Source organism: Amycolatopsis sp. QT-25 (assembly GCF_029369745.1).
Taxonomy (GTDB): Bacteria; Actinomycetota; Actinomycetes; order Mycobacteriales; family Pseudonocardiaceae; genus Amycolatopsis.
This window is the reverse complement of the sequence record NZ_CP120210.1, coordinates 1,136,341-1,158,554: the sequence shown is the minus strand read 5'-3', so window position 1 is coordinate 1,158,554 and position 22,214 is coordinate 1,136,341. Positions and strand designations below refer to the sequence as shown.

The 22,214-nt window shown below is 64.8% G+C and carries 13 protein-coding genes, 3 rRNA genes and 1 pseudogene; 5 read left to right on the top strand and 12 right to left on the bottom strand.

The genetic code is table 11. The features are described from left to right. Positions 1-88 precede the first annotated feature (88 nt). The 3 genes from P3102_RS05695 to P3102_RS05685 form a co-directional block, all read right to left on the bottom strand. Complete coding sequence (locus P3102_RS05695; protein WP_276367121.1) at positions 89-1,219, bottom strand: inorganic phosphate transporter; 1,131 nt, start codon at positions 1,217-1,219, stop codon at positions 89-91. Positions 1,220-1,312: 93 nt separating this feature from the next. After that, positions 1,313-2,068 carry a type 1 glutamine amidotransferase gene (locus P3102_RS05690; RefSeq protein WP_276367119.1) on the bottom strand — a complete coding sequence of 252 codons (756 nt, stop codon included), beginning with the start codon at positions 2,066-2,068 and terminating at the stop codon, positions 1,313-1,315. Positions 2,069-2,157: 89 nt separating this feature from the next. Next, complete coding sequence (locus P3102_RS05685; RefSeq protein WP_346660158.1) at positions 2,158-2,451, bottom strand: rhodanese-like domain-containing protein; 294 nt, start codon at positions 2,449-2,451, stop codon at positions 2,158-2,160. A 268-nt stretch (positions 2,452-2,719) separates the two neighbouring features. On the opposite strand from P3102_RS05685, the pseudogene P3102_RS05680 reads away from it, so the two are divergent. After that, positions 2,720-3,153 (top strand): annotated as a pseudogene (locus P3102_RS05680) (Lrp/AsnC family transcriptional regulator). A 121-nt stretch (positions 3,154-3,274) separates the two neighbouring features. Here the strand turns inward: P3102_RS05680 and rrf are convergent. The 6 genes from rrf to P3102_RS05650 form a co-directional block, all read right to left on the bottom strand. Beyond that, positions 3,275-3,391: ribosomal RNA gene (rrf, locus tag P3102_RS05675) — 5S ribosomal RNA — on the bottom strand. Between the two features lie 82 nt (positions 3,392-3,473). Continuing rightward, positions 3,474-6,612 (bottom strand): 23S ribosomal RNA (locus P3102_RS05670). Positions 6,613-6,945: 333 nt separating this feature from the next. Further along, positions 6,946-8,460 (bottom strand): 16S ribosomal RNA (locus P3102_RS05665). The 16S, 23S and 5S rRNA genes sit together here, the layout of an rRNA operon. Positions 8,461-8,856: 396 nt before the next feature. Continuing rightward, entirely contained in the window at positions 8,857-10,419 is a 1,563-nt protein-coding gene (locus P3102_RS05660) for an amidase (RefSeq protein WP_276367117.1), read from the bottom strand. 14 nt (positions 10,420-10,433) lie between these two features. Then, a complete protein-coding gene (gene glnA, locus P3102_RS05655) occupies positions 10,434-11,777 on the bottom strand; it encodes a type I glutamate--ammonia ligase (RefSeq protein ID WP_037303423.1) in 1,344 nt (447 codons plus the stop codon). Positions 11,778-11,845: 68 nt separating this feature from the next. Then, positions 11,846-13,111: an MFS transporter gene (locus P3102_RS05650; protein ID WP_276367115.1), complete on the bottom strand. Its 1,266-nt coding sequence runs from the start codon at positions 13,109-13,111 to the stop codon at positions 11,846-11,848. Positions 13,112-13,200: 89 nt separating this feature from the next. On the opposite strand from P3102_RS05650, the gene P3102_RS05645 reads away from it, so the two are divergent. Beyond that, positions 13,201-13,869, top strand: a complete 669-nt coding sequence (locus tag P3102_RS05645; protein ID WP_276367113.1) for an LppX_LprAFG lipoprotein — start codon at positions 13,201-13,203, stop codon at positions 13,867-13,869. A 414-nt stretch (positions 13,870-14,283) separates the two neighbouring features. On the opposite strand, the gene P3102_RS05640 is transcribed toward P3102_RS05645, so the two are convergent. Continuing rightward, entirely contained in the window at positions 14,284-15,909 is a 1,626-nt protein-coding gene (locus P3102_RS05640; protein WP_276367111.1) for an alpha/beta hydrolase, read from the bottom strand. Between the two features lie 97 nt (positions 15,910-16,006). On the opposite strand from P3102_RS05640, the gene secA2 reads away from it, so the two are divergent. Both secA2 and P3102_RS05630 read left to right on the top strand, forming a co-directional pair. Continuing rightward, positions 16,007-18,334 (top strand): accessory Sec system translocase SecA2, encoded by a 2,328-nt coding sequence (secA2, locus tag P3102_RS05635; protein ID WP_276367110.1) that lies wholly within the window; start codon positions 16,007-16,009, stop codon positions 18,332-18,334. A 158-nt stretch (positions 18,335-18,492) separates the two neighbouring features. Beyond that, positions 18,493-20,250, top strand: coding sequence for an NAD+ synthase (locus P3102_RS05630; RefSeq protein ID WP_276367108.1), 1,758 nt, complete (start codon positions 18,493-18,495; stop codon positions 20,248-20,250). Here P3102_RS05630 and P3102_RS05625 read toward each other — a convergent pair. Further along, positions 20,221-20,847 (bottom strand): VOC family protein, encoded by a 627-nt coding sequence (locus tag P3102_RS05625; protein WP_276367107.1) that lies wholly within the window; start codon positions 20,845-20,847, stop codon positions 20,221-20,223. The genes P3102_RS05630 and P3102_RS05625 overlap by 30 nt on opposite strands. 90 nt (positions 20,848-20,937) lie before the next feature. Here P3102_RS05625 and P3102_RS05620 point away from each other — a divergent pair, with 90 nt between their 5' ends. After that, positions 20,938-21,474 (top strand): methylated-DNA--[protein]-cysteine S-methyltransferase, encoded by a 537-nt coding sequence (locus P3102_RS05620; RefSeq protein ID WP_276367105.1) that lies wholly within the window; start codon positions 20,938-20,940, stop codon positions 21,472-21,474. A gap of 12 nt (positions 21,475-21,486) precedes the next feature. Here P3102_RS05620 and P3102_RS05615 read toward each other — a convergent pair whose 3' ends face one another. Next, positions 21,487-22,074, bottom strand: coding sequence for a DinB family protein (locus P3102_RS05615; RefSeq protein WP_276367102.1), 588 nt, complete (start codon positions 22,072-22,074; stop codon positions 21,487-21,489). Positions 22,075-22,214 lie beyond the last annotated feature (140 nt).

Here is a 22,214-nt window from a genome sequence, read left to right as displayed (position 1 = left end):
TCTTCCGGCCATGGCCAGGCGGACGCGCAAGGAGCAAGGGACCTTTGGTGTCACCTTCGCACGACGATACCAAAGGTCCCTTGCTTCGCTAGGCGGCGATCCTGCCGACTTCCGGTTCAGGAAGGGGCGGGACGGGAGTGGTGAAGCTGCCGGCGTTGACCGGGCTTCGCCGGGAAAGGAAGTAGATCCCGACGCCGATCGCTAGGCCGACCACACCGACGGAGATCGTGCCCACCGTGCCTGTCGAGGTCACGAGACCGGCCCCAGCACCGACGATGGCCGCTGCCGGAAGCGTGAACAGCCAGGCGATCACCATGCGGCCGGCCGTACGCCAGCGGACCGGTGACTCGTTCCTGCCCACGCCCGAGCCGACGATGCCACCAGAACAGACGTGCGTGGTCGAAAGCGGGAAACCGAAGTTCGTCGAAGCGAGGATGACCGCAGCCGAGCTGGTCTGCGCGGCGAAGCCCTGCGGCCCATCGATGTCCGTTAGCCCTTTACCCAGGGTGTAGGTGATTCGCCAGCCGCCCAGGTACGTGCCGAGCGCCAGCGCGAGTGCCGCGCTGACGATCACCCAGAGCGGTGGTCCGGCCCCCGCGGGAAGGGTTCCGGCCGTGATCATCGTCAACGTGATCACACCCATGGTCTTCTGCGCGTCGTTCGTGCCATGGGCGAGCGAGACCAGCGAAGCCGAGATGATCTGCCCGACTCGGAAGCCGGCAGTCCGGCCGCGGCGGACGAAGATCCGGTAGACGAAGTAAGTCACGATCATCGCGAAGAGGCCGGCCAAGACCGGCGACAGGGCCGCTGGAACCAGCACCTTCTCGACGATCTTTCCGAAATGGACGGAGTCCGTCCCTGCCGACACCCATGTAGCGCCGATCAGGCCACCGAACAGCGCATGGGACGAACTGGACGGTAGTCCGACGAACCAGGTGACCAGATTCCACACGATCGCCCCGATCAGACCACCGAACACGATCGCCGGTCCGATCTTGGTGTCGTCAACCAATCCATTCGAGATGGTCTTGGCCACTTCGACGGAGAGGAAGGCACCGACCAGGTTCAGGACCGCGGAGATCGTCACCGCGACTTTGGGACGCAACGCTCCGGTGGCGATCGACGTCGCCATCGAGTTGGCCGTGTCGTGGAACCCGTTCGTGAAATCGAAAATCAGGGCCGTGACGACGACGAGCACGACCAACAGTGAGGGCTCCACCCTGACCTCCGAACCCTTCGAAATTCCCTTCGCAAGGTACCTGACGGCAAGCCCGGAGTGTTAACAACCCATACGCATTTGAGACATAAGTCGTTAAGCCATCGGCAATGTACGTTGACGGTCCGCAGCCGGGGCGAGGTCACCGGACACCAGTCGGACGAAGCGGTGGGCGAACGGTCGCCAGGTTTCGGTGATATCGGCATGCACCCGGGCGAGGTTTTCCGGAGTCAGTACGCCCGGCCGGGTGAGTTCCGCCATTTCCGGCGATTGCCGCGCCCAGTCGAGGACCACGTCCGGCGTCGTCTCGACATGGAACTGGACACCGTAGGCACAACGGTCGAAACGGAACGCCTGGTAGGCATACCGCGGCGAAGAAGCCAGGAGTTCGGCACCCGCGGGCAACCGGGTGATCGCGTCGTTGTGGAACTGCAGGACGTCTTGCATGAGCGGTAGGTCCGCGAAGAGCGGGTCGGTCCAAGCAGCGTCCTTCTTGGACACGAGTCCCGGGCCGACTTCAGGCCCTCGATCACCTGTGGCGACACTGCCGCCCAACGCCACCGCCAGGAGCTGACCACCGAGGCAGATTCCCAGCGTCGGGATGCGCGCGCCAGCAGCCTTCGAAAGAACCTTCCGCACATCCGCGAGCCACGGATGTGCGGCGTCATCGTTGGCGCCCATCCCGCCGCCGAGACATACGGCGCCCCCGTATCCATCAAGGTCGGCGGGAAGCGTTCGATCGGGCAGCAACCGGACGTCGAGTTCGGCTCCCGCCTCGGTGAGCCAGTCGCCGAGCGGGCCGATCGGGTCTGATGCATCCAGCTGGATGACGAGCAACTTGAGGGCGGTCACCCCGCCAGCCTACGACCGTCGAGAGAGCAGGGGACCTTTGCTATCGCTCCGGAGCGAGGCGGTAGCAAAGGTCCCCTGCTCTCCTCTGGTCAGCAGGTGCAGCGTGAAGGGGTCACGGCAGTGAGGGCAGTCGTCGAAATGTCCCGGTCAACGGGATAGCCAGCTGCTTGCCACGCGGTGATGCCACCGGACAGGCGTTTGACCTTGGAGCCGAGCTCTGCGAGTTTCAGGGCTCCCTTGGTGGCGGCGTTGCAGTGGATGCTTTCGCAGGAGCAGATGTACACAAGGTCGCTATCCAGCTTGCTGACCGACTCGAGAGTCATGTCCCGGTACGGGAGGTTGACCGCCCCGGGGATGCGGGCCGACGCGAAGGCTTCAGGCACTCGAGTCTCGACAATCACGTATCCGTGCCGAGCATCAGACGTGAGGTCTCGAGCAAGATCGTCGGGGTCCACCTCAAGTGTGCGAGTTCGGCTCGTAAGTGCGCGGCTGCGATCGCGCTGTTCAGGGCCGGGAACATCAGTACACGGGGCTCGGTCGTCATGTCTCAATCCTGGTGGTCACTGATCAATCCGAACATCGGAAAATCCCGGTCTCACCGGCGGTTAGCCTAGAGATCTCTGGCTGGTATGACGATCGACCTGGAGTTCCATGAACCTCGATGACGTCGACTGGCAGTTACTCGAACTGCTCCAGGCCGACGGCTGGCTGACCTTCTCGGAACTCGGCCGGCGGGTGTCGCTGTCCGCGCCCGCAGTAACCGAGCGGATCCGCCGGCTCGAGGAGAACGGAGTCATCAACGGATACTCGGCCAGCATCGACCTGGCGAAACTCGGGCTACCGATCGAGGCGATAGTCCGGGCGAAGGTGCGGAGCCTCGACACGACTCGCTACGACTCGCTTCCGCGAAACCATCCTGGCGCTGCCACAAATGCTCGACGCCGATCACGTCACGGGTGGCGTGCCGGAACAACGCAGAATTAGAGAAGCTTATCGAGCGGATGCAGCGCTATGGGGAAACGACGACTTCGTTGGTCTTCTCGTCGCCTGTACGCCGACGCACGGTCGGCCGATGGAGCTACTGAGCGAGGCCGCGGAGAGCAAGGGACCTTTGCTGTCACGGGCGGGGCCTGGGTATGGGGATAGGGTTCAGGCCCCGGGAGAACTCGTGGTTCTCGACCGGGGCCTGGACCCTGTTCAAGGTGGGTTCGGCGGTGTCCTACTCTCCCACAACCCTTCGGTTGCAGTACCATCGGCGCTGTCAGGCTTAGCTTCCGGGTTCGGAATGGGACCGGGCGTTTCCCTGACGCTATAACCACCGAAACACTACGAAACAACACACACTGAGTCTGTTTCCAGATCGGTGTGGTGTTTCAGAGCTGTAGAGTGGATGCGTAACATCTTCGTGGGCAAGTCCTCGGCCTATTAGTACCAGTCAACTCGACAACACATTACTGTGCTTCCATTTCTGGCCTATCAACCCAATGGTCTGTTGGGGGCCTTAACCCACAAGGGGTGGGATACCTCATCTTGGAACAGGCTTCCCGCTTAGATGCCTTCAGCGGTTATCCCTTCCGAACGTGGCCAACCAGCCATGCCACTGGCGTGACAACTGGCATACCAGAGGTTCGTCCGTCCCGGTCCTCTCGTACTAGGGACAGCCTTCCTCAAGTATCCTACGCGCGCGGCGGATAGGGACCGAACTGTCTCACGACGTTCTAAACCCAGCTCGCGTGCCGCTTTAATGGGCGAACAGCCCAACCCTTGGGACCTACTCCGGCCCCAGGATGCGACGAGCCGACATCGAGGTGCCAAACCATGCCGTCGATATGGACTCTTGGGCAAGATCAGCCTGTTATCCCCGGGGTACCTTTTATCCGTTGAGCGACACCCCTTCCACCAGGTGGTGCCGGATCACTAGTCCCGACTTTCGTCCCTGCTCGACATGTCTGTCTCACAGTCAAGCTCCCTTGTGCACTTGCACTCGACACCTGATTGCCAACCAGGCTGAGGGAACCTTTGGGCGCCTCCGTTACTCTTTAGGAGGCAACCGCCCCAGTTAAACTACCCATCAGGCACTGTCCCTGAACCAGATCATGGTCCGAGGTTCAGATTCCCAATCCGACCAGAGTGGTATTTCAACAACGACTCCACCAACACTAGCGTGCCAGCTTCACAGTCTCCCACCTATCCTACACAAGCCGAACCGAAAACCAATACCAAACTATAGTAAAGGTCCCGGGGTCTTTCCGTCCTGCCGCGCGTAACGAGCATCTTTACTCGTAGTGCAATTTCGCCGGGCCTGTGGTTGAGACAGCCGGAAAGTCGTTACGCCATTCGTGCAGGTCGGAACTTACCCGACAAGGAATTTCGCTACCTTAGGATGGTTATAGTTACCACCGCCGTTTACTGGCGCTTAAATTCTCAGCTTCACCCCCGAAAGGGTTAACCGGTCCTCTTAACGTTCCAGCACCGGGCAGGCGTCAGTCCATATACATCGTCTTGCGACTTCGCATGGACCTGTGTTTTTAGTAAACAGTCGCTTTCCGCTGGTCTCTGCGGCCACGATTCCCTAGCTTGCAAGAAGCTTCAAGAACCCTGGCCCCCCTTCTCCCGAAGTTACGGGGGCATTTTGCCGAGTTCCTTAACCACAGTTCACCCGATCGCCTTAGTATTCTCTACCTGACCACCTGTGTTGGTTTGGGGTACGGGCCGTGCACGCACTCGCTAGAGGCTTTTCTCGGCAGCATAGGATCACTCTACTTCACCTCAATCGGCTACGCATCACGTCTCAGCCTATATAGAGTGCGGATTTACCTACACTCCGGCCTACACGCTTACACCAGTACTACCACTCACTGGCGGAGCTACCTTCCTGCGTCACCCCATCACTCGACTACTACGGAATCAGATCCCACGCTCCACACAGCAACCTCCATCCGAAGACTTCAATCACTGGCTTTGGGTGGTTAGTATCAACCGCCTCATCCTGGGCGCACGTGCTCGGGTACGGGAATATCAACCCGTTATCCATCGACTACGCCTGTCGGCCTCGCCTTAGGTCCCGACTTACCCTGGGCGGATTAGCCTGGCCCAGGAACCCTTGGTCATCCGGCGGCAGAGTTTCTCACTCTGCATTCGCTACTCATGCCTGCATTCTCACTCCCACACCCTCCACGACTGGCTTCCGCCGCCGCTTCCCCGGATGCAGGACGCTCCCCTACCCATCCACACCACTGCATCACACTCTCAAGGAGGTGATGGATGTATATGTGCGAATGACACAGCTTCGGCGGTGTGCTTAAGCCCCGCTACATTGTCGGCGCAGGACCACTTGACCAGTGAGCTATTACGCACTCTTTCAAGGGTGGCTGCTTCTAAGCCAACCTCCTGGTTGTCTGGGCAATCCCACATCCTTTCCCACTGAGCACACACTTGGGGGCCTTAGCTGGTGTTCTGGGCTGTTTCCCTCTCGACGACGAAGCTTATCCCCCGCCGTCTCACTGCCACACTCTCACACCACGGTATTCGGAGTTTGGTTGATTTCGGTAACCCGGTAAGGCCCCTAGACCATCCAGTAGCTCTACCCCCGTGGTGAAACATGTGACGCTGCACCTAAATGCATTTCGGGGAGAACCAGCTATCACGGAGTTTGATTGGCCTTTCACCCCTACCCACAGCTCATCCCCTCAGTTTTCAACCTAAGTGGGTTCGGCCCTCCACGTCGTCTTACCGACGCTTCAGCCTGGCCATGGGTAGATCACTCCGCTTCGGGTCTAGACCACGCGACTCATTCGCCCTATTCAGACTCGCTTTCGCTACGGCTACCCCACACGGGTTAACCTCGCCACGCAGCACTAACTCGCAGGCTCATTCTTCAAAAGGCACGCCATCACCTCAACACCACAAGGATGTACTCGGGCTCTGACGGCTTGTAGGCACACGGTTTCAGGTACTCTTTCACTCCCCTCCCGGGGTACTTTTCATCTTTCCCTCACGGTACTAGTCCGCTATCGGTCTTCAGGAAGTATTTAGGCTTACCGGGTGGTCCCGGCAGATTCACAGCAAATTCCACGAGCTCGCTGCTACTCGGGAACACCACCAAGATTCACAAACATGTGTTTTCGCGTACGGGACTCTCACCCACTCCGGTCGCCCATCCCAAGGCGTTCCACTAACACACGCGTAAACCCGAGAACCTGTCAGAATTCTCAAGGCGGGTCCCACAACACCACACACACAACGCCTGACAGCTTGACATGTGCATGGTTTAGCCTCTTCCGCTTTCGCTCGCCACTACTCACGGAATCACGGTTGTTTTCTCTTCCTACGGGTACTGAGATGTTTCACTTCCCCGCGTTCCCTCCACACACCCTATATATTCAGATGCGGGTAACACCACATAACTGGTGCTGGGTTTCCCCATTCGGAAATCCTCGGATCACAGCTCGGTTGACAGCTCCCCGAGGCATATCGCAGCCTCCCACGTCCTTCATCGGCTCCTGAAGCCAAGACATCCACCATGTGCCCTTAACAACTTGACCACAAAGATGCTCGCATCCACTCTACAGTTCTCAAACACCACACCAGAAACAAACCACTCCCGGAGCTCGTGTGAACCCCTCGGCGTGTTGCCTCAGGACCCAACAGCATGCCAGCGAACAATCTCCCCGACTTCCCGGAAACACCCGTTCCACGAACTCGTCTCACGACTCGTCCAGTACTTGAGCGTCCCAGCAAAAGCCGGCGACACCATAACCAGTAGTTCCACAATTCCTTGAGCAACCAGTGCCAACACACGGTCGGTGCTGAAACCCTGGCCACTCCATCGTTCTGGTTCCGGGTATCCCGGGAACGATGGATGTGTTGCTCCTTAGAAAGGAGGTGATCCAGCCGCACCTTCCGGTACGGCTACCTTGTTACGACTTCGTCCCAATCGCCAGTCCCACCTTCGACCACTCCCCCCCTTGCGGGTTGGGCCATGGGCTTCGGGTGTTACCGACTTTCATGACGTGACGGGCGGTGTGTACAAGGCCCGGGAACGTATTCACCGCAGCGTTGCTGATCTGCGATTACTAGCGACTCCGACTTCACGCAGTCGAGTTGCAGACTGCGATCCGAACTGAGACCGGCTTTAAGGGATTCGCTCCACCTCGCGGTATCGCAGCCCTCTGTACCAGCCATTGTAGCATGTGTGAAGCCCTGGACATAAGGGGCATGATGACTTGACGTCATCCCCACCTTCCTCCGAGTTGACCCCGGCAGTCTCCCACGAGTCCCCGCCATGACGCGCTGGCAACGTAGGATAAGGGTTGCGCTCGTTGCGGGACTTAACCCAACATCTCACGACACGAGCTGACGACAGCCATGCACCACCTGTACACCAACCACAAGGGAAGCCCTATCTCTAGGGATGTCTGGCACATGTCAAGCCCAGGTAAGGTTCTTCGCGTTGCATCGAATTAATCCACATGCTCCGCCGCTTGTGCGGGCCCCCGTCAATTCCTTTGAGTTTTAGCCTTGCGGCCGTACTCCCCAGGCGGGGCGCTTAATGCGTTAGCTACGGCACGGACAACGTGGATGTCGCCCACACCTAGCGCCCAACGTTTACAGCGTGGACTACCAGGGTATCTAATCCTGTTCGCTCCCCACGCTTTCGCTCCTCAGCGTCAGTATCGGCCCAGAGACCCGCCTTCGCCACCGGTGTTCCTCCTGATATCTGCGCATTTCACCGCTACACCAGGAATTCCAGTCTCCCCTACCGAACTCAAGTCTGCCCGTATCGCCCGCACGCTCCACGTTAAGCGTGGAGTTTTCACGAACGACGCGACAAACCGCCTACGAGCTCTTTACGCCCAATAATTCCGGACAACGCTCGCACCCTACGTATTACCGCGGCTGCTGGCACGTAGTTAGCCGGTGCTTCTTATCCAGGTACCGTCACTTGCGCTTCGTCCCTGGCGAAAGAGGTTTACAACCCGAAGGCCGTCATCCCTCACGCGGCGTCGCTGCATCAGGCTTGCGCCCATTGTGCAATATTCCCCACTGCTGCCTCCCGTAGGAGTCTGGGCCGTGTCTCAGTCCCAGTGTGGCCGGTCACCCTCTCAGGCCGGCTACCCGTCGTCGCCTTGGTAGGCCATTACCCCACCAACAAGCTGATAGGCCGCGGGCTCATCCTGTACCGCCAGAACTTTCAACCACCCCCCATGCGAGGAATAGTGATATCCGGTATTAGACCCAGTTTCCCAGGCTTATCCCAAAGTACAGGGCAGATTGCCCACGTGTTACTCACCCGTTCGCCACTAATCCACCCGAAGGCTTCATCGTTCGACTTGCATGTGTTAAGCACGCCGCCAGCGTTCGTCCTGAGCCAGGATCAAACTCTCCAACAATGTCTTCGAATTCAATCGAGGCAAATACTTGCTCTCAAAGGAACCTCAAACGAGGTTCAAATACATAAGCTCTACTGGCTTAGTTCACTAGCACACTGTTGAGTTCTCAAGCAACACGCTTTGTTTCAAAGCGATATTCACAAGCTTTGGTCGAGCATGCCGAATCCTACAGTATTACTCGTAGGGGGTCGGCGGCCGCTCGTGGGCCGACGCTGAACATTACCTGGTCCGGTTCGCGGTGTCAACCCGCTCGGCCCTGGTTCCTTGCCTCGGGGCTTTCGGCCCCGGTGGCCCGGTGTTCCTGGCGACGAAGAGAAGATTACATGCTCCGGAACCCCCTGAAAACAGGGGGGTCACTTAACGACATCGACGCAGGTCAGCCGGGGTGAACCACCCTCACCCGACGGTCTTCAGGTAGCGGGGCGGTTTACGGGCGGGCACGATGCGTTCGAAGTCGGCCGCGTAGGCGAGCACCCGGGCGTCGGTCCACTGCCCCGCCATGAACGAGACCCCCACCGGGAGTTCGCCGACGAAACCGGCGGGCACGGTCACCGCTGGGTAGCCGGAGACCGCGGCCGGCGTCGACGACGGGATCACGTCGTTGTCGCCGGTTTTGCAGTCGGTCTTCCAGGCGGGCGGGTTCGTGGGCGCGGCGATCGCGTCCAGGCGGTACTTGGCGAGGGTCTCGTCGATCGAGCGTTTCGCCAGATCGGTGAGTTCGCGCCGCATGGCCTGATAGCCGGGATCGGAGGGACCGGGCGCGACGAGTGCTTGTTCGAAGAGCTCCTGCCCGGCGAAGCAGGTCTGCTCCAGCGGATCGGAGCGGTTGTACTCGATCAACGCGGCGAGGTCGCGCGGTCCTTCGGGGCGCGTGGCCAGGTAGCGATCGATGTCCCGGTGGAACTCGGTGAGCAGGGCCGGAAATTCCAGTTCGCCGAGCCTCGCCTGGTACGGCGGCGTCACCTCGACGACCTCGGCACCCGCCTTGACCAGCGAATTCTTGGTTCGCGTCACTACGGCGTCGACATCCGGACCGAGAACCGGCAGGCGCCAGAGCCCGATCCGGGAGCCCTTCAGCACGCCGGGCCGGAGATGCGCGGCGTAGTCGGTCGGCTGGTTCGGCGGGTAGGCGCCGGTGGCCGGGTCGCTCGGGTCGCGGCCTTGGAGCGCGGACAGGGTCAACGCGACGTCGACGACGTGCCTGGCCATCGGGCCGGCGGTGTCCTGTTCGGCCGAGATAGGCACCACGCCGGTGCGGCTCACCAGGCCGAGGCTCGGTTTGTGCCCCACCGTCGAGGTCATCCCGGCCGGGCAGACGATCGAACCGTCGGTTTCGCTGCCGATCGAGACCTGGGCGAGCGACGCGGCGACACTCACGGCGGACCCGGCGGACGACCCACAAGGGTTGCGATCGAGCACGTATGGGTTGTTCGTCTGCCCACCGACGCCGGACCACCCGGAAGTGGGTTTGGCGGCACGGAAGTTCGCCCATTCGGACAGGTTCGCCTTGCCGAGGACGACCGCGCCCGTGTCACGCAGACGGCGGATCAACGTCGCGTCCTTCGCGGGCTTGCTGCGCAGTGCGCGCGAACCCGCCGTCGTCTGCATGGAGCGGGTGTCGACGTTGTCCTTCACCAGGACAGGGATGCCGTCCAACGGCCCCCGCGTCTTGCCCGCGCGACGCCGGACGTCACTCTCGGCGGCTTGCACGATCGCGGCCGGATTGACCGCGATGACCGCGTTCACCTTGCGGTCGACCCGATGGATGCGCTCGAGATAAGCCGAGGTCAGCCCGACCGCGGTCAGCCGTCCGGAGGACATCCGGGCCTGGAGCGCGGGGATGTCCGCGGCGTCGAGATCGAGAGGTTTTCCGACTGCGGAAGCCGCCGGCACGGCTGTGGCCGCGACGGTCGCGGCGACCAAGGTCGTCAGAACTCCGAATACCGGTCGCCGCACCATCAGGTCTCCTTCGTCTAGAGAACCGGAAGCAGGGTCCGCAGCTCGTACGGGGTCACCGCGCTGCGGTAGTTATCCCATTCAACACGTTTGTTACGCAGAAAGAAGTCGTAAACGTGCTCTCCGAGCGCTTCGGGCAGAAGTTCCGATTTTTCCATCTCGGACAGCGCCTCGCCGAGGTTCTGCGGGAGCTGGGCGTATCCGGCCGCGCGACGCTCGGCGTCCGAGAGCTGCCAGATGTTGTCCTCGGCGGGGGGAGGTAGCTCGTAGCCCTTCTCGATGCCCTTGAGGCCGGCGGCCAGGATGACCGAGTACGCCAGATAGGGGTTGCACGCGGAGTCCAGTGTGCGGATCTCGACGCGGCGTGACGACGCCTTGCCGGGCGAGTACATCGGCACCCTGACCAGCGCGGAGCGGTTCGCGCGGCCCCACGACACGGTCGTCGGGGCTTCGCTGCCGCTGATCAGCCGTTTGTAGGAGTTCACCCATTGGTTGGTGACCGCCGAGATCTCCTTCGCGTGGTGCAACAACCCCGCCACGAAAGCTTTACCCGTCGCCGACAACTCGTACGGGTCTTCGGCGTCGTAGAAGGCGTTGCGGTCACCCTCGAACAGGCTCACGTGGGTGTGCATCCCGGAACCCGGCTGGTTGGTGAACGGCTTCGGCATGAAGGTCGCGCGGACACCCTGGGTGAGCGCGACCTCCTTGACGACGTACCGGAAGGTCATCACGTTGTCGGCCATGGTCAGCGCGTCCGCGTACCTGAGGTCGATCTCCTGCTGACCGGGCGCGCCCTCGTGGTGGCTGAATTCGACGGAGATCCCCATCGCTTCGAGCGTCTCGATGGCGTGACGGCGGAAGTGCGTCGCCGTCGCGTGGCTGGCCTGGTCGAAGTAGCCGCCGTTGTCCGCGGGCTCGGGTTCGCTGCCGTCGTCCGGCAGGCTCGCGAGCAGGAAGAACTCGATTTCGGGATGGACGTAGCAGGTGAAACCCGCTTCGGCCGCCTTCGAGAGCTGCCTGCGCAGGACGTGCCGGGGGTCCGCCCAGGACGGGGATCCGTCCGGCATCGCGATGTCGCAGAACATGCGCGCCGAGTACGGGCCGCCGTCCGGGGTCTCCCAGGGAAGGACTTGGAAGGTGGCCGGGTCGGGCTTCGCGACCATGTCGGACTCGTAGACACGCGCGAAGCCTTCGATGGCCGATCCGTCGAAGCCGATCCCCTCGCTGAAGGCGCCCTCGAGTTCGGCCGGCGCCACCGCGACGGACTTGAGGAACCCCAGCACATCCGTGAACCAGAGCCTGACGAAACGGATGTCGCGCTCTTCCAAGGTACGGAGCACGAACTCCTGCTGGCGATCCATGGCCGCACCCTAACGAGGCCGTGTTAACGACATGTTTCGCGACGCGCCGATCGAACGGAAGTGGTGGATCACGCCACGAGGATCGGTTCGGGTTCGGTCGCCTTGGAAATCGACAGCGAAGCGATCGAAGCGAGCACGGCGAGGCCTGCCGCGATGTACCAGGCGAGCGCGTAGCTGCCCGACGTATCGCGGATCGCGCCGGCGCCGACAGCCGCCAGACCAGCGCCGAGCTGGTGGCTGGCGAAGACCCAGCCGAAGACGATCGGGCCGGCGGCGCCGTATTGCCGGACGCAGAGCGCGACGGTGGGCGGGACCGTCGCGACCCAGTCGAGTCCGTAGAAGACGATGAACGCCCACATGCTGGGTTCCACCGATCCGCTCAACAACTGGGGGAGCAGGGCGAGCGAAACGCCGCGAAGGGCGTAGTAGACGCCGAGCAGGATCCGTGGGTCCACGCGGTCGGTGAGCCAGCCGGAGGCGATCGTGCCCGCGACGTCGAAGATCCCGACGAGGGCGAGAAGGCCGGCGGCGGTCGTCTGCGGCATGCCGTGGTCGTGCGCCGCAGGGACGAAATGGGTGCTGACCAGGCCGTTCGTCGTGGCACCGCAGATCGCGAAACCGACGGCGAGCAGCCAGAACGTCCTCGTGCGCGCCGCCGAGCCGAGGACCGAGAGCGCGCGACGAACGGAACCACCCGTGGGAATGACGGGAGTGACTTCGCCGGGCTCCGCGCCGTAAGCGGTCGTTCCGATGTCGGACGGGTGATCGCGGACCACCAGAAGGACGACGGGGACGACGGCCAGCGCGGCGATGGCGATGACGAGTGACGCCGTGCGCCAGCCCTCGTCGACGGCGAGGTTCGCCACGATCGGGAGGAAGATCAGCTGGCCCGTGGCGCCCGCCGCGGTGAGGACCCCGGTGACGACACCGCGGCTGCGGACGAACCAGCGGGCGGCGACCGTCGCGGCGAAACTCATCGCCATCGAGCCGGTGCCGACGCCGACCAGGACACCCCAGCAGAGGATGAGCTGCCAGCTCGAATTCATGAAGACGGTGCCGCCCGCGCCGATCGCGACGACGCACAGCGCCGTCGAGGCGACGCGTCGCATGCCGAAGCGCTCCATGAGAGCTGCTGCGAAGGGCGAGAAGAGGCCGTAGAGCACGAGGTTCACCGAGACGGCCGACGCGATCGTCGCACGCGACCAGCCGAACTCGTCGTGAAGCGGGTCGATGAGCACGCCGGGTGCCGCGCGGAAACCGGCGGCGGCGAGCAGGGCGATGAAGGCGGCGGCTGCGACGAACCACGCGCGGTGGAGCCGGGTCTGAGGTTGCACGGGTACAGCGTCATCGGCGACAGCTTCCGGCGGAAGCGGCTGGAAGGACACTGTGCGAAAGATTCGGGCCAAGGACCTAGGCTCTGGCCATGCGCTGCCGTCACCTCGTGCCGGCGCTGCTGCTCACGATCGGGCTCGTCGGCGGCTGCGCGGGGTCACCCCCGTTGCCGCCTGCCGAGGATTACGTGAGCGCGGCGGCCGACTCCCTCGTCTCGTTGCGCAGCGTGCGGTTCACGCTCGGAGTGAACGGCGTCGTCACGGGGCTGCCGGTGCGCGGGCTCGACGGCGAGATCAGTCGCGAGGGTGGCGCGGTCGGAAAGGCCGACTTGCAGGACGACTTCGAACGGGTGAAGGTCGAATACCGGCTGTCCGGCTCGGAGATCACGCTCAGCGGGCCTGCTGGGGAGCGGGTGCTTGCGGCTTCGGCACCGTACACTCCTGAAGCGATGCTCGGGGCCGAAGGTGGGCTTCGGCGGCTGCTGACCGGGGCGACCGACTTGCGGGGCGAACGGTGGGAGCGCGTACAGGACACCGATTCGTTCCGGATCGCCGCGAAGGTGCCGGCCGCGGTGATCGGCGGGATCGTGCCGGAGATCAAGTCGGACGTGTTCGCGAAGCTGTGGATTTCGCGGGACGAGCCGCGGCGGCTGGTGCGGGTGTGGCTGCAGGTGCCGCCGACGAAGCCCGAGGAGTTCGCGGTGATGCTGGAGCTGGCGTTGACCAGGCATAACGCGGTCGTCGTGGGGAACGGGCGATAGCAAAGGTCCCTTGCTCCCTTTTGGCGGGAAAAACCTGGTCAGCGGGGCTGGCGATAGCAAAGGTCCCTTGCTCTTCCGCCAGGAGCGGCGGGTGTCCGGAGCGGGTAGTTCGCCGTCGATCAAGTACGCGAGACCGGAGCTGTCGACGCACTCGCTGCCGTCGAGGAAGACGGTGTGCTGCGCGCAGTCGGGCCCCTTGTCCGCGGAGGACGCACCGGCGCCCCACGCCGGCTTCTGCCGAGTGAACTTCTCGAGCGCCTCCGGGTCCGGGGTCGGCGACGCGGTGGTCGTCGGAGACACCGCCGGCGCGGGTTGCGGCTGGCGCAGGAGGCGACCGGCGCGGCGGCGACGAGCACGGCCGGGACGCGGATCTTCACGCGTCCCGGCCGGTCAGGGCCCTTCGCGCCAAAGGCGTTACTTGGCGGCGCAGCGGGTGCCTTCGTCCGGCAGGGCGCCGTTTACCAGGTAATCGATGCCGATCTGGTCGACGCACGAGACGCCCTGGAGGAACACCGTGTGCTGGTTGCCCTCGAACGTCAGCAAAGCTCCCTTGATCGCTTTCGCGAGGTTGACGCCCGCCTGATAAGGGGTCGCCGGGTCGTTCGTGGTCGAGATGACCAGCGTCTTCGGCAGGCCCTCGACGTTGGGCAGGTGCGGCTCCGAGGTGTTCGGCACCGGCCAGAAGGCGCAGGCGTCGCGCGCGGAACCGTCCGGCTTGCCGTCGTCGAGGAACGGCGCCGCCTGCGCGTATCGCTTCTGCGCGTCGAGGAGCTTCGCCGGATCGGTGACTCGCGGGTCGTCGACGCACCTGATCGCGACGAACGCGTCCTGCGTCGTCCCGTAGCGGCCGTCGGCGCCGCGTTCGTTGTAGAGGTCGGCCAGCTTCTCCAGACCGTCGCCGCGCTGGCGCTTCAGGTCGTTGAGCGCGGTGTTCAGCGGTTCCCAGAGATCTTCCTGGTAGAGAGCCTGTATCACGCCTGTCGTCGCGTCCTCGTACGACAGTTTCCGGCCGTCGCTGACCGGCACCGGGAAATCGATCAACGGCCGCACCAAATCCTGGAACGCCTTCGTCACGCCGGCGGCGTCGCGCCCCAGAGCGCAGTCCTCGCGCGCGGCGCACCAGTTCGAAAACTCCCCGAACGCCTTGCCGAAGCCCTCTCCCTGCGCGACGAGCGACTCCACCGCGTCCTGCTCCGGGTCGACGGCCCCGTCGAGCACCAGCGCGCGGACGTTCGCCGGGAACGCTTCGGCGTAGGCGGATCCGATCCGTGTCCCGTAGGAGTAGCCGAGGTAGTTCAGTTTCGGATCGCCGAGGACCGACCGCAGGACGTCCATGTCCTTGACGACGTCACGGGTGCCCACGTTCGCGAGCATCGAGGGGCCGTGATCGGTCCGCTCGGCGCACTTGGCCGCGAAATACTGGGACTCGGTCTCCTGCTTTTTCACTCCCTCGGGTGACCCGTCCGTCTCGCTGTCGTCCGCCCGGTCCGCGTCGCGTTCGGCGTCGGTCAGGCAGCGGATCTGCGGCTGGCTCGCGCCGATGCCGCGCGGGTCGAAGCCGACGATGTCGAAGCGTTTGCCCAGGGCGTTCGTCGCCGTCCGGGAGGCGAGACCGGCCGCGGCCGCCATCCCGGAAGCGCCGGGACCACCGGGATTGACCACGAGCGCTCCAATCCTTTCGTCGGTTTCCAGTGCCTTCCGGCGCAGGAGGCCGAGCGTGACCGAGTCGCCTTCGGGTTTCGCGTAGTCGAGCGGGACGGTCAACCGGGCGCATTGTGCGTCCTTCACTCGAAACGCCGCTTTCGCGTCATCGGATGTCGCGTAGGGTGCACAGTCGGCCCAGGTCAGGCTCTGTCCGTAGAACTTCTCGAGGCCGGACGGCACCGGCCCGGTCGGAGCGTGCGACTCGGTGGCCGGAGGCGGGGGCTGGGTTCTACCCTCTCCCGACGAGCACGCGGCGGAAGTGACGGCGAGCAGGCCGGACAGCGTGATCGCGGCGAATCGACGGGCACGGGACCTGGCGCTGACATGAGTGGACACGGTTGGATCGTGCCATCGGCCGTGGAACTCGGCCGCACCCCCACCGCGTTGGGGTGGTACGGGTGCGGACGGCAGAAGAGCAGACGGGAGCACAGGGGTGGCAGCACTGATCAGCCGGGTGGGCAAGAAGCTGCGCCGGATCATCCAGCGGCCGGGCAGCGTCGAGCTGACCCGCTACGAAGCGCTGCTGCCGGCCATCGAGAAGCTCGAGCCCGAGTTGGAGAAGCTCTCCGACGAGGAGCTGACAGAGCGGGCCGGCAAGCTTCGCGACGCCGCTTCCTTCGGCAACGACCAGCTGATCGAGGTTTGCGCGCTCGGTCGTGAGGCCGCGCGGCGGGCCCTCGGCGAGCGTGCCTTCGACGTCCAGCTGCTGGGCACGATGGGCCTGCTCAGCGGGCATATCGTGCAGATGGAGACCGGTGAGGGCAAGACGCTGGCCGGTGCGCTGGCGGGCGCCGGGTACGCCCTGCGCGGTAAGCACGTCCACGTCGTCACGGTGAACGACTACCTCGCCCGTCGTGACGCGGAGTGGATGGGCCCGATCTACGACCTGCTCGGCGTCTCCGTCGGCTGGGTCGAGCCCGCTCACTCCCGCGACGAGCGCCGCGAGGCGTACGCGAAGGAAGTCACGTACGGCGCCGTGAGCGAAATCGGCTTCGACGTGCTGCGCGACCGCTTGGTGACCCGCGAAGAGGACCTGGTCCAGCGCGCGCCCGAGGTGGCGATCGTCGACGAGGCGGACTCCGTGCTGGTCGACGAGGCTCGCGTGCCGTTGGTGATGGCGGGGTCGATCGACCACACCGACGCCGACGAAGAGGTCGCGAACATCGTCCGGCGGCTGCGGCTCGGGCTGCACTACGAAACCGACGCCGACGGCCGCAACGCCTGGTTGACCAAGGCGGGCGCGTCGGTGGTCGAGAAGGCCCTCGGCGACGACATCAACCTCTACGACGACACGGGCTCGGACAGGCTGCCCGCGGTGAACGTGGCGCTGCACGCGCACGCGCTGCTCACCCGCGACGTCGACTACCTGGTGCGCGACGGCAAGGTGCAGCTGATCAACGCCGCGCGCGGCCGCGTCGCCGAACTGCAGCGCTGGCCGGACGGGCTCCAGGCCGCCGTCGAGGCGAAGGAGCAGGTCAAGGCGACCGACCGGGGCGAGATCCTCGACTCGATCACCGTGCAGGCACTGCTCGCGCGATATCCGGAGGTCGCGGGGATGACCGGTACCGCGGTCGCGGTCGCCGAGCAGCTGCGCGAGTTCTACAAGCTCGAGGTCGCGGTCATCCCGCCGAACACGCCGAACATCCGTGAAGACCAGGAGGACCGGATCTTCGGGTCGCCGTCGCAGAAGCTGCGCGCGATCGAGGAGGAGATCCGGCGGGTGCACGAGAGCGGGCGGCCGATTCTCGTCGGCACCCAGGACGTCGCCGAATCCGAAGAGCTGGCCGAGAAGCTGGCGAAGGCCGACCTCGAATGCGTCGTGCTCAACGCGCGCAACGACGCCGAGGAAGCCGAGATCATCGCCGACGCCGGCAAGAAGGGCGCGGTCACCGTCTCGACCCAGATGGCCGGCCGCGGTACCGACATCCGGCTGGGCGGCAAGGACGGTGCCGGCCGCGACGAGGTCGTCGAACTGGGCGGTCTGCACGTGATCGGCACCGCGCGCTACCCGTCGAGCAGGCTGGACGGCCAGCTGCGCGGCCGGTCCGGACGGCAGGGCGACCCGGGCAGCGCGGTGTTCTTCGCCAGCCTGAACGACGAACTCGTGCTGTCGAACGCGCCGGACATCCCCGAGGGCATCAGCTCCGACGTGGGCAGCGGCGAGATCGTCGACCCGGCGGCGCTGCGGCAGATCAACCACGCGCAGCGCGTCGCCGAGGGCGTCGACCTGGAGATTCACCGCAACACCTGGCGCTACACGCGGCTGATCGAGCGGCAGCGCGGTGAACTGCTCGAGCACCGGGACAAGGTGCTGCGGACCGCGCACGCGGCGGAGGTGCTGGAGAAGGCGCACCCGGAGAAGTTCAAGGAGCTTTCGGAGGCCGTCGACGACGAGGACCGCGTCCACCAGCTGTGCCGGGAGGTGCTGCTGTTCCACATCGACCAGCTGTGGTCGGACCATCTGGCGTTCCTGACGGACGTACGGGAGAGCATCCACCTGCGGGCGCTGGCACGGGAGACGCCGATCGACGAGTTCCACCGCGCGGCGATCCCCGAGTTCCACAAGATCATCCCGGAGGCGGCCGAGCGGGCGGCGAAGACGCTCGAGGAGGCCGAGATCACCGAGAACGGCATCGACCTCGGTGACGCGGGCGTGCGGCGGGCGAACACGACGTGGACCTACCTGGTGCACGACAACCCGTTCGACTCCGACTTCGAGCAGACCATCAAAAAGGTGCGGAGCATGATCAAGCGGAAATAGCCCACGGTCCTGCGCGGGGAGCGGGGGACCTTTGCTATCACTCTCTCTCGGAGAGCGACAGCAAAGGTCCCCCGCTCTCCTTTCGCCCGGCCGTCCCCAGGTGGGCGATTCGGCACATCCAGTCGTCCCCGCGGACGCCGGTGGGTGAGAATGTCGGCATGCCGCAACTGCGCATCGCACTGGCCCAGGTCAACACCACCGTCGGGGACCTCGAAGGCAACGCCGAGCTCACCGTCGCGTGGACTCGTAAAGCCGCCGAAGCAGGCGCCCACATCGTCGTCTTCCCGGAGATGTCCCTCACCGGTTACCCCGTCGAGGACCTCTCTCTCCGCCCGACCTTCGCGTCCGCCTCGAAGCAGATGGTCGAAGCGCTCGCCAAGCGGCTCGAAGACGCCGGATGCGGCGAGGTGCTCACCTATATCGGGTACCTCGACCTGGACGAGGCAGGCCCGCGCGACGCGGCGGCCGCGCTGTACCGCGGCGAAGTGGTCGCCCGCCAGTTCAAGCACCACCTGCCCAACTACGGCGTCTTCGACGAGCACCGTTGGTTCAAGCCGGGCCACGACCTCGAGGTCGTCCGCTTTCACGGTGTCGACGTCGGCATGGTGATCTGCGAGGACGTCTGGCAGGACGGCGGCCCGATCTCCGCACTGGGCGAGGCCGGAGTGGACCTCGTGGTCGCGCCCAACGCTTCGCCTTACGAGCGCGCGAAGGACGACATCCGTCTACCGCTCATCGCCCGCCGCGCGGCCGAGGCCGGCGCGCCGCTGGTGTACACGAACCAGATCGGCGGGCAGGACGACCTCGTTTTCGACGGCGACTCGATCGTGGTCGGCGCGGACGGCCGGCTGCTGGCACGCGCGCCGCAGTTCGTCGAGCACCTGCTCGTCGTCGACACGGACCTCGAGTCGGGTGGGCACACCGCCGAGGGCGAGTTCGAGGGTCTCCGGGTGAAGCGCCGCGTACTCAGCGAGGACCCGGTTCCGGCGTACAGCGCGAGCGGCGGATCCTCGATCAGCGAGCCGCTGTCGGACGAGGCGGAGGTGTGGCACGCGCTCGTCGTCGGCCTGCGCGACTACGTGCACAAGAACGGCTTCTCGTCGGTGACGTTCGGCTTCTCCGGCGGCATCGACTCGGCCGTCGTGGCGGCGCTGGCCGCCGACGCGCTGGGGGGCGACAACGTTTACGGCGTTTCGATGCCTTCGGAGTACTCCTCGGAGCACTCGAAGGGTGACGCCGAGGACCTCGCCCGCCGGATCGGCGCGCACTACCGCGTCGAGCCGATCGCGGACATGGTCAAGGTCTATGTCGAGCAGCTCCAGCTGACCGGCCTCGCCGAGGAGAACATCCAGGCCCGTGTCCGCGGCATGCTGCTGATGGCACTGTCCAACCAGGACGGTCACCTGGTGCTCGCCACCGGTAACAAGACCGAACTCGCCGTCGGCTACTCGACGATCTACGGCGACGCCGTCGGGGCCTTCGCACCGATCAAGGACCTGTTCAAGACACACGTCTGGCATCTGGCCAAGTGGCGCAACGCGGAAGCCGAGAAGAACGGCGAAACCCCGCCGATCCCGGAGAACTCGATCACCAAACCGCCGTCCGCCGAGCTGCGGCCGGGGCAGCTGGACAGCGACTCGCTGCCCGACTACCTGATGCTCGACGACATTCTCGACGATTACATCGAGGGGGACCGGGGTTACGTCGACCTGGTCGACGCGGGCTTCGAGCCGGAGACCATCGACCGCGTGGTGCGAATGGTCGACAGGGCCGAGTACAAGCGCCGCCAGTACCCGCCGGGCACCAAGATCACGTTCAAGGCGTTCGGGCGGGACCGGCGGCTGCCGATGACGAACGGCTGGCGAGAGGGCACTGTCGTGACCCGCTCAGCTCAACGCGATCTGCTTCCCGGCTGAGTTCGTCAGCACGGCCACCAGGCCGGGCTTCTCGTCACGCCGGACGAGCATGTCCATCCCGAGCGCGCGGACCGCGGATTCGACCGCGGCCGGCTCGGGGTGGACGCCGGTGACCATGAGCAGCGGAATGGACGGCAGGTCCCGTGTCGTCGGATGCGGGGTGCTCCCCCAGTCGATGAGAAACGGCGCGAGCCCGCCGAGACCGCCCGCGTCGGTGAGCCGCCAGGTCAGCAGTTCGCCGTCCTCTGTGGTGCGCGACATCTCGGACGCGTCGCCCGGGTCGTAGCCGCGTCGGCGGGCTTCGGCGATCGCCTCGTCGATGCCTTCGACACGCGCAGCCCAGTTGACCAGGGCGGGCGCGGTCAGCTCGTCGACGCCGAAGGGACGTGGTCCGACGTGCTCGGGCTGATCCGGGTCGGGGCCGACCACCTCGAGATAGGCACCGGCACCCAGATCGGCCAGATGATTGGCCGTACCGAAACCGATATGCCTTCCGCCGCGTACAGGCGTGACGCCGGTCAGCTCGGCGACGCGCGCGACGGCCTCTTCGAGGTCCGGCCCGGCGTACACGAGGTGATCAAGCACGAGGTCGCTCATGCCCATACTCCTACCGCAGCGGACGCTCCGGCGGCACCGCGGCATGGCGGTGAACCCGAAACTGTCGGACCGCTCTCGTATCCTGGGTACATGACGGCACCGGGCTACGCCGTGTTCGGCACCGCGATCGGCGACTGCGGCATCGCGTGGAGCGAACGCGGGGTCGTCGCGGTCCAGCTCCCCGAGGGCAGTGAAGAAGAGGCGAGGGCGCGACTGACCGCGCGCCTTCCCGAAGCCACCGAATCCCCACCACCGGAGGTGATCCAGAAAGCGATCGACGACATCGTCTCGTTGATGGGCGGCAAGCGCACCGACCTCACCGGCATCGCGCTCGACTACGGGGGCGTGCCGGAGTTCCAGCACCGGGTCTACGAGTTCATCCGGACGATCCCCGCAGGAAAGACGCTGACGTACGGCGACGTCGCGAACATCCTCGGCGTGCCAGGCGGCGCGCAGGCCGTGGGGCAGGCGATGGGCCGGAACCCGTTTCCGATCATCGTGCCGTGCCACCGCGTCCTTGCCGCGGGCGGCAAGGACGGTGGGTTCTCCGCGCGCGGAGGGGTCGCCACCAAGCGCCGGATGCTGGTCATCGAAGGCGCATTGGCGGACGAACCGACGTTGTTCTAGGCGTTTGGTGTGCTAGTCGTCTTGGGCCGGCGACCAGGGCTTGAGCCAAGGCGTCTCCGGCCAGCCTTCCGCGGCAGCCATCAGCGGGATCGCCGTCGCGCCGTCGATGTGCTCGCGGATGATGTCGGCGTGCCCGGCGTGCCGCGCGGTCTCTTCGATGAGGTGGAGCAGCACCCAGCGGACCGACCAAGCGTCGACGTCCTGCGGGTACCAGGGCACGCCCTTCGGCACCGGGACCGGCTGGCCGAGATCGGCGACACCGGCGATGACGTCCGCGGTGCGGCGGGCGACCTCGTCGTAGCGCGCGAGGACGCTTTCGACCGTCTCGTCCGGCGTCATCACGTACCCGGCTTCGTATTCCTTCATCGTCTCGTCCATCGGCTTCGAGGGCTTCTGGAGAAGGATGTCGATCCAGCCGTCTTCGACGGTCGCGGTGTGCTTGACCAGGCCACCGACGCTCAGCGAGCTTTTGGTCGGGACGGCTCTGGCCTGTTCTTCGGTGAGGCCGTGCGCCGCGATCCGCAGGACGTGGCGCTGCTGCTCGAGGTACGCGAGGAGACCTTCGCGCTCGTCGGCGACCGGGGGAACGTTTCCAGCCATGGTGGCTCCTTCCGTCGGGAAGGGGATCATGGCATCCGGCACCGGCCTTTTGCGGTGATTCGGCCAGGAAGAGAGCAAGGGACCTTTGCTATCACTTCTCCCGACGTCGGGAGAAGTGATAGCAAAGGTCCCTTGCTCCC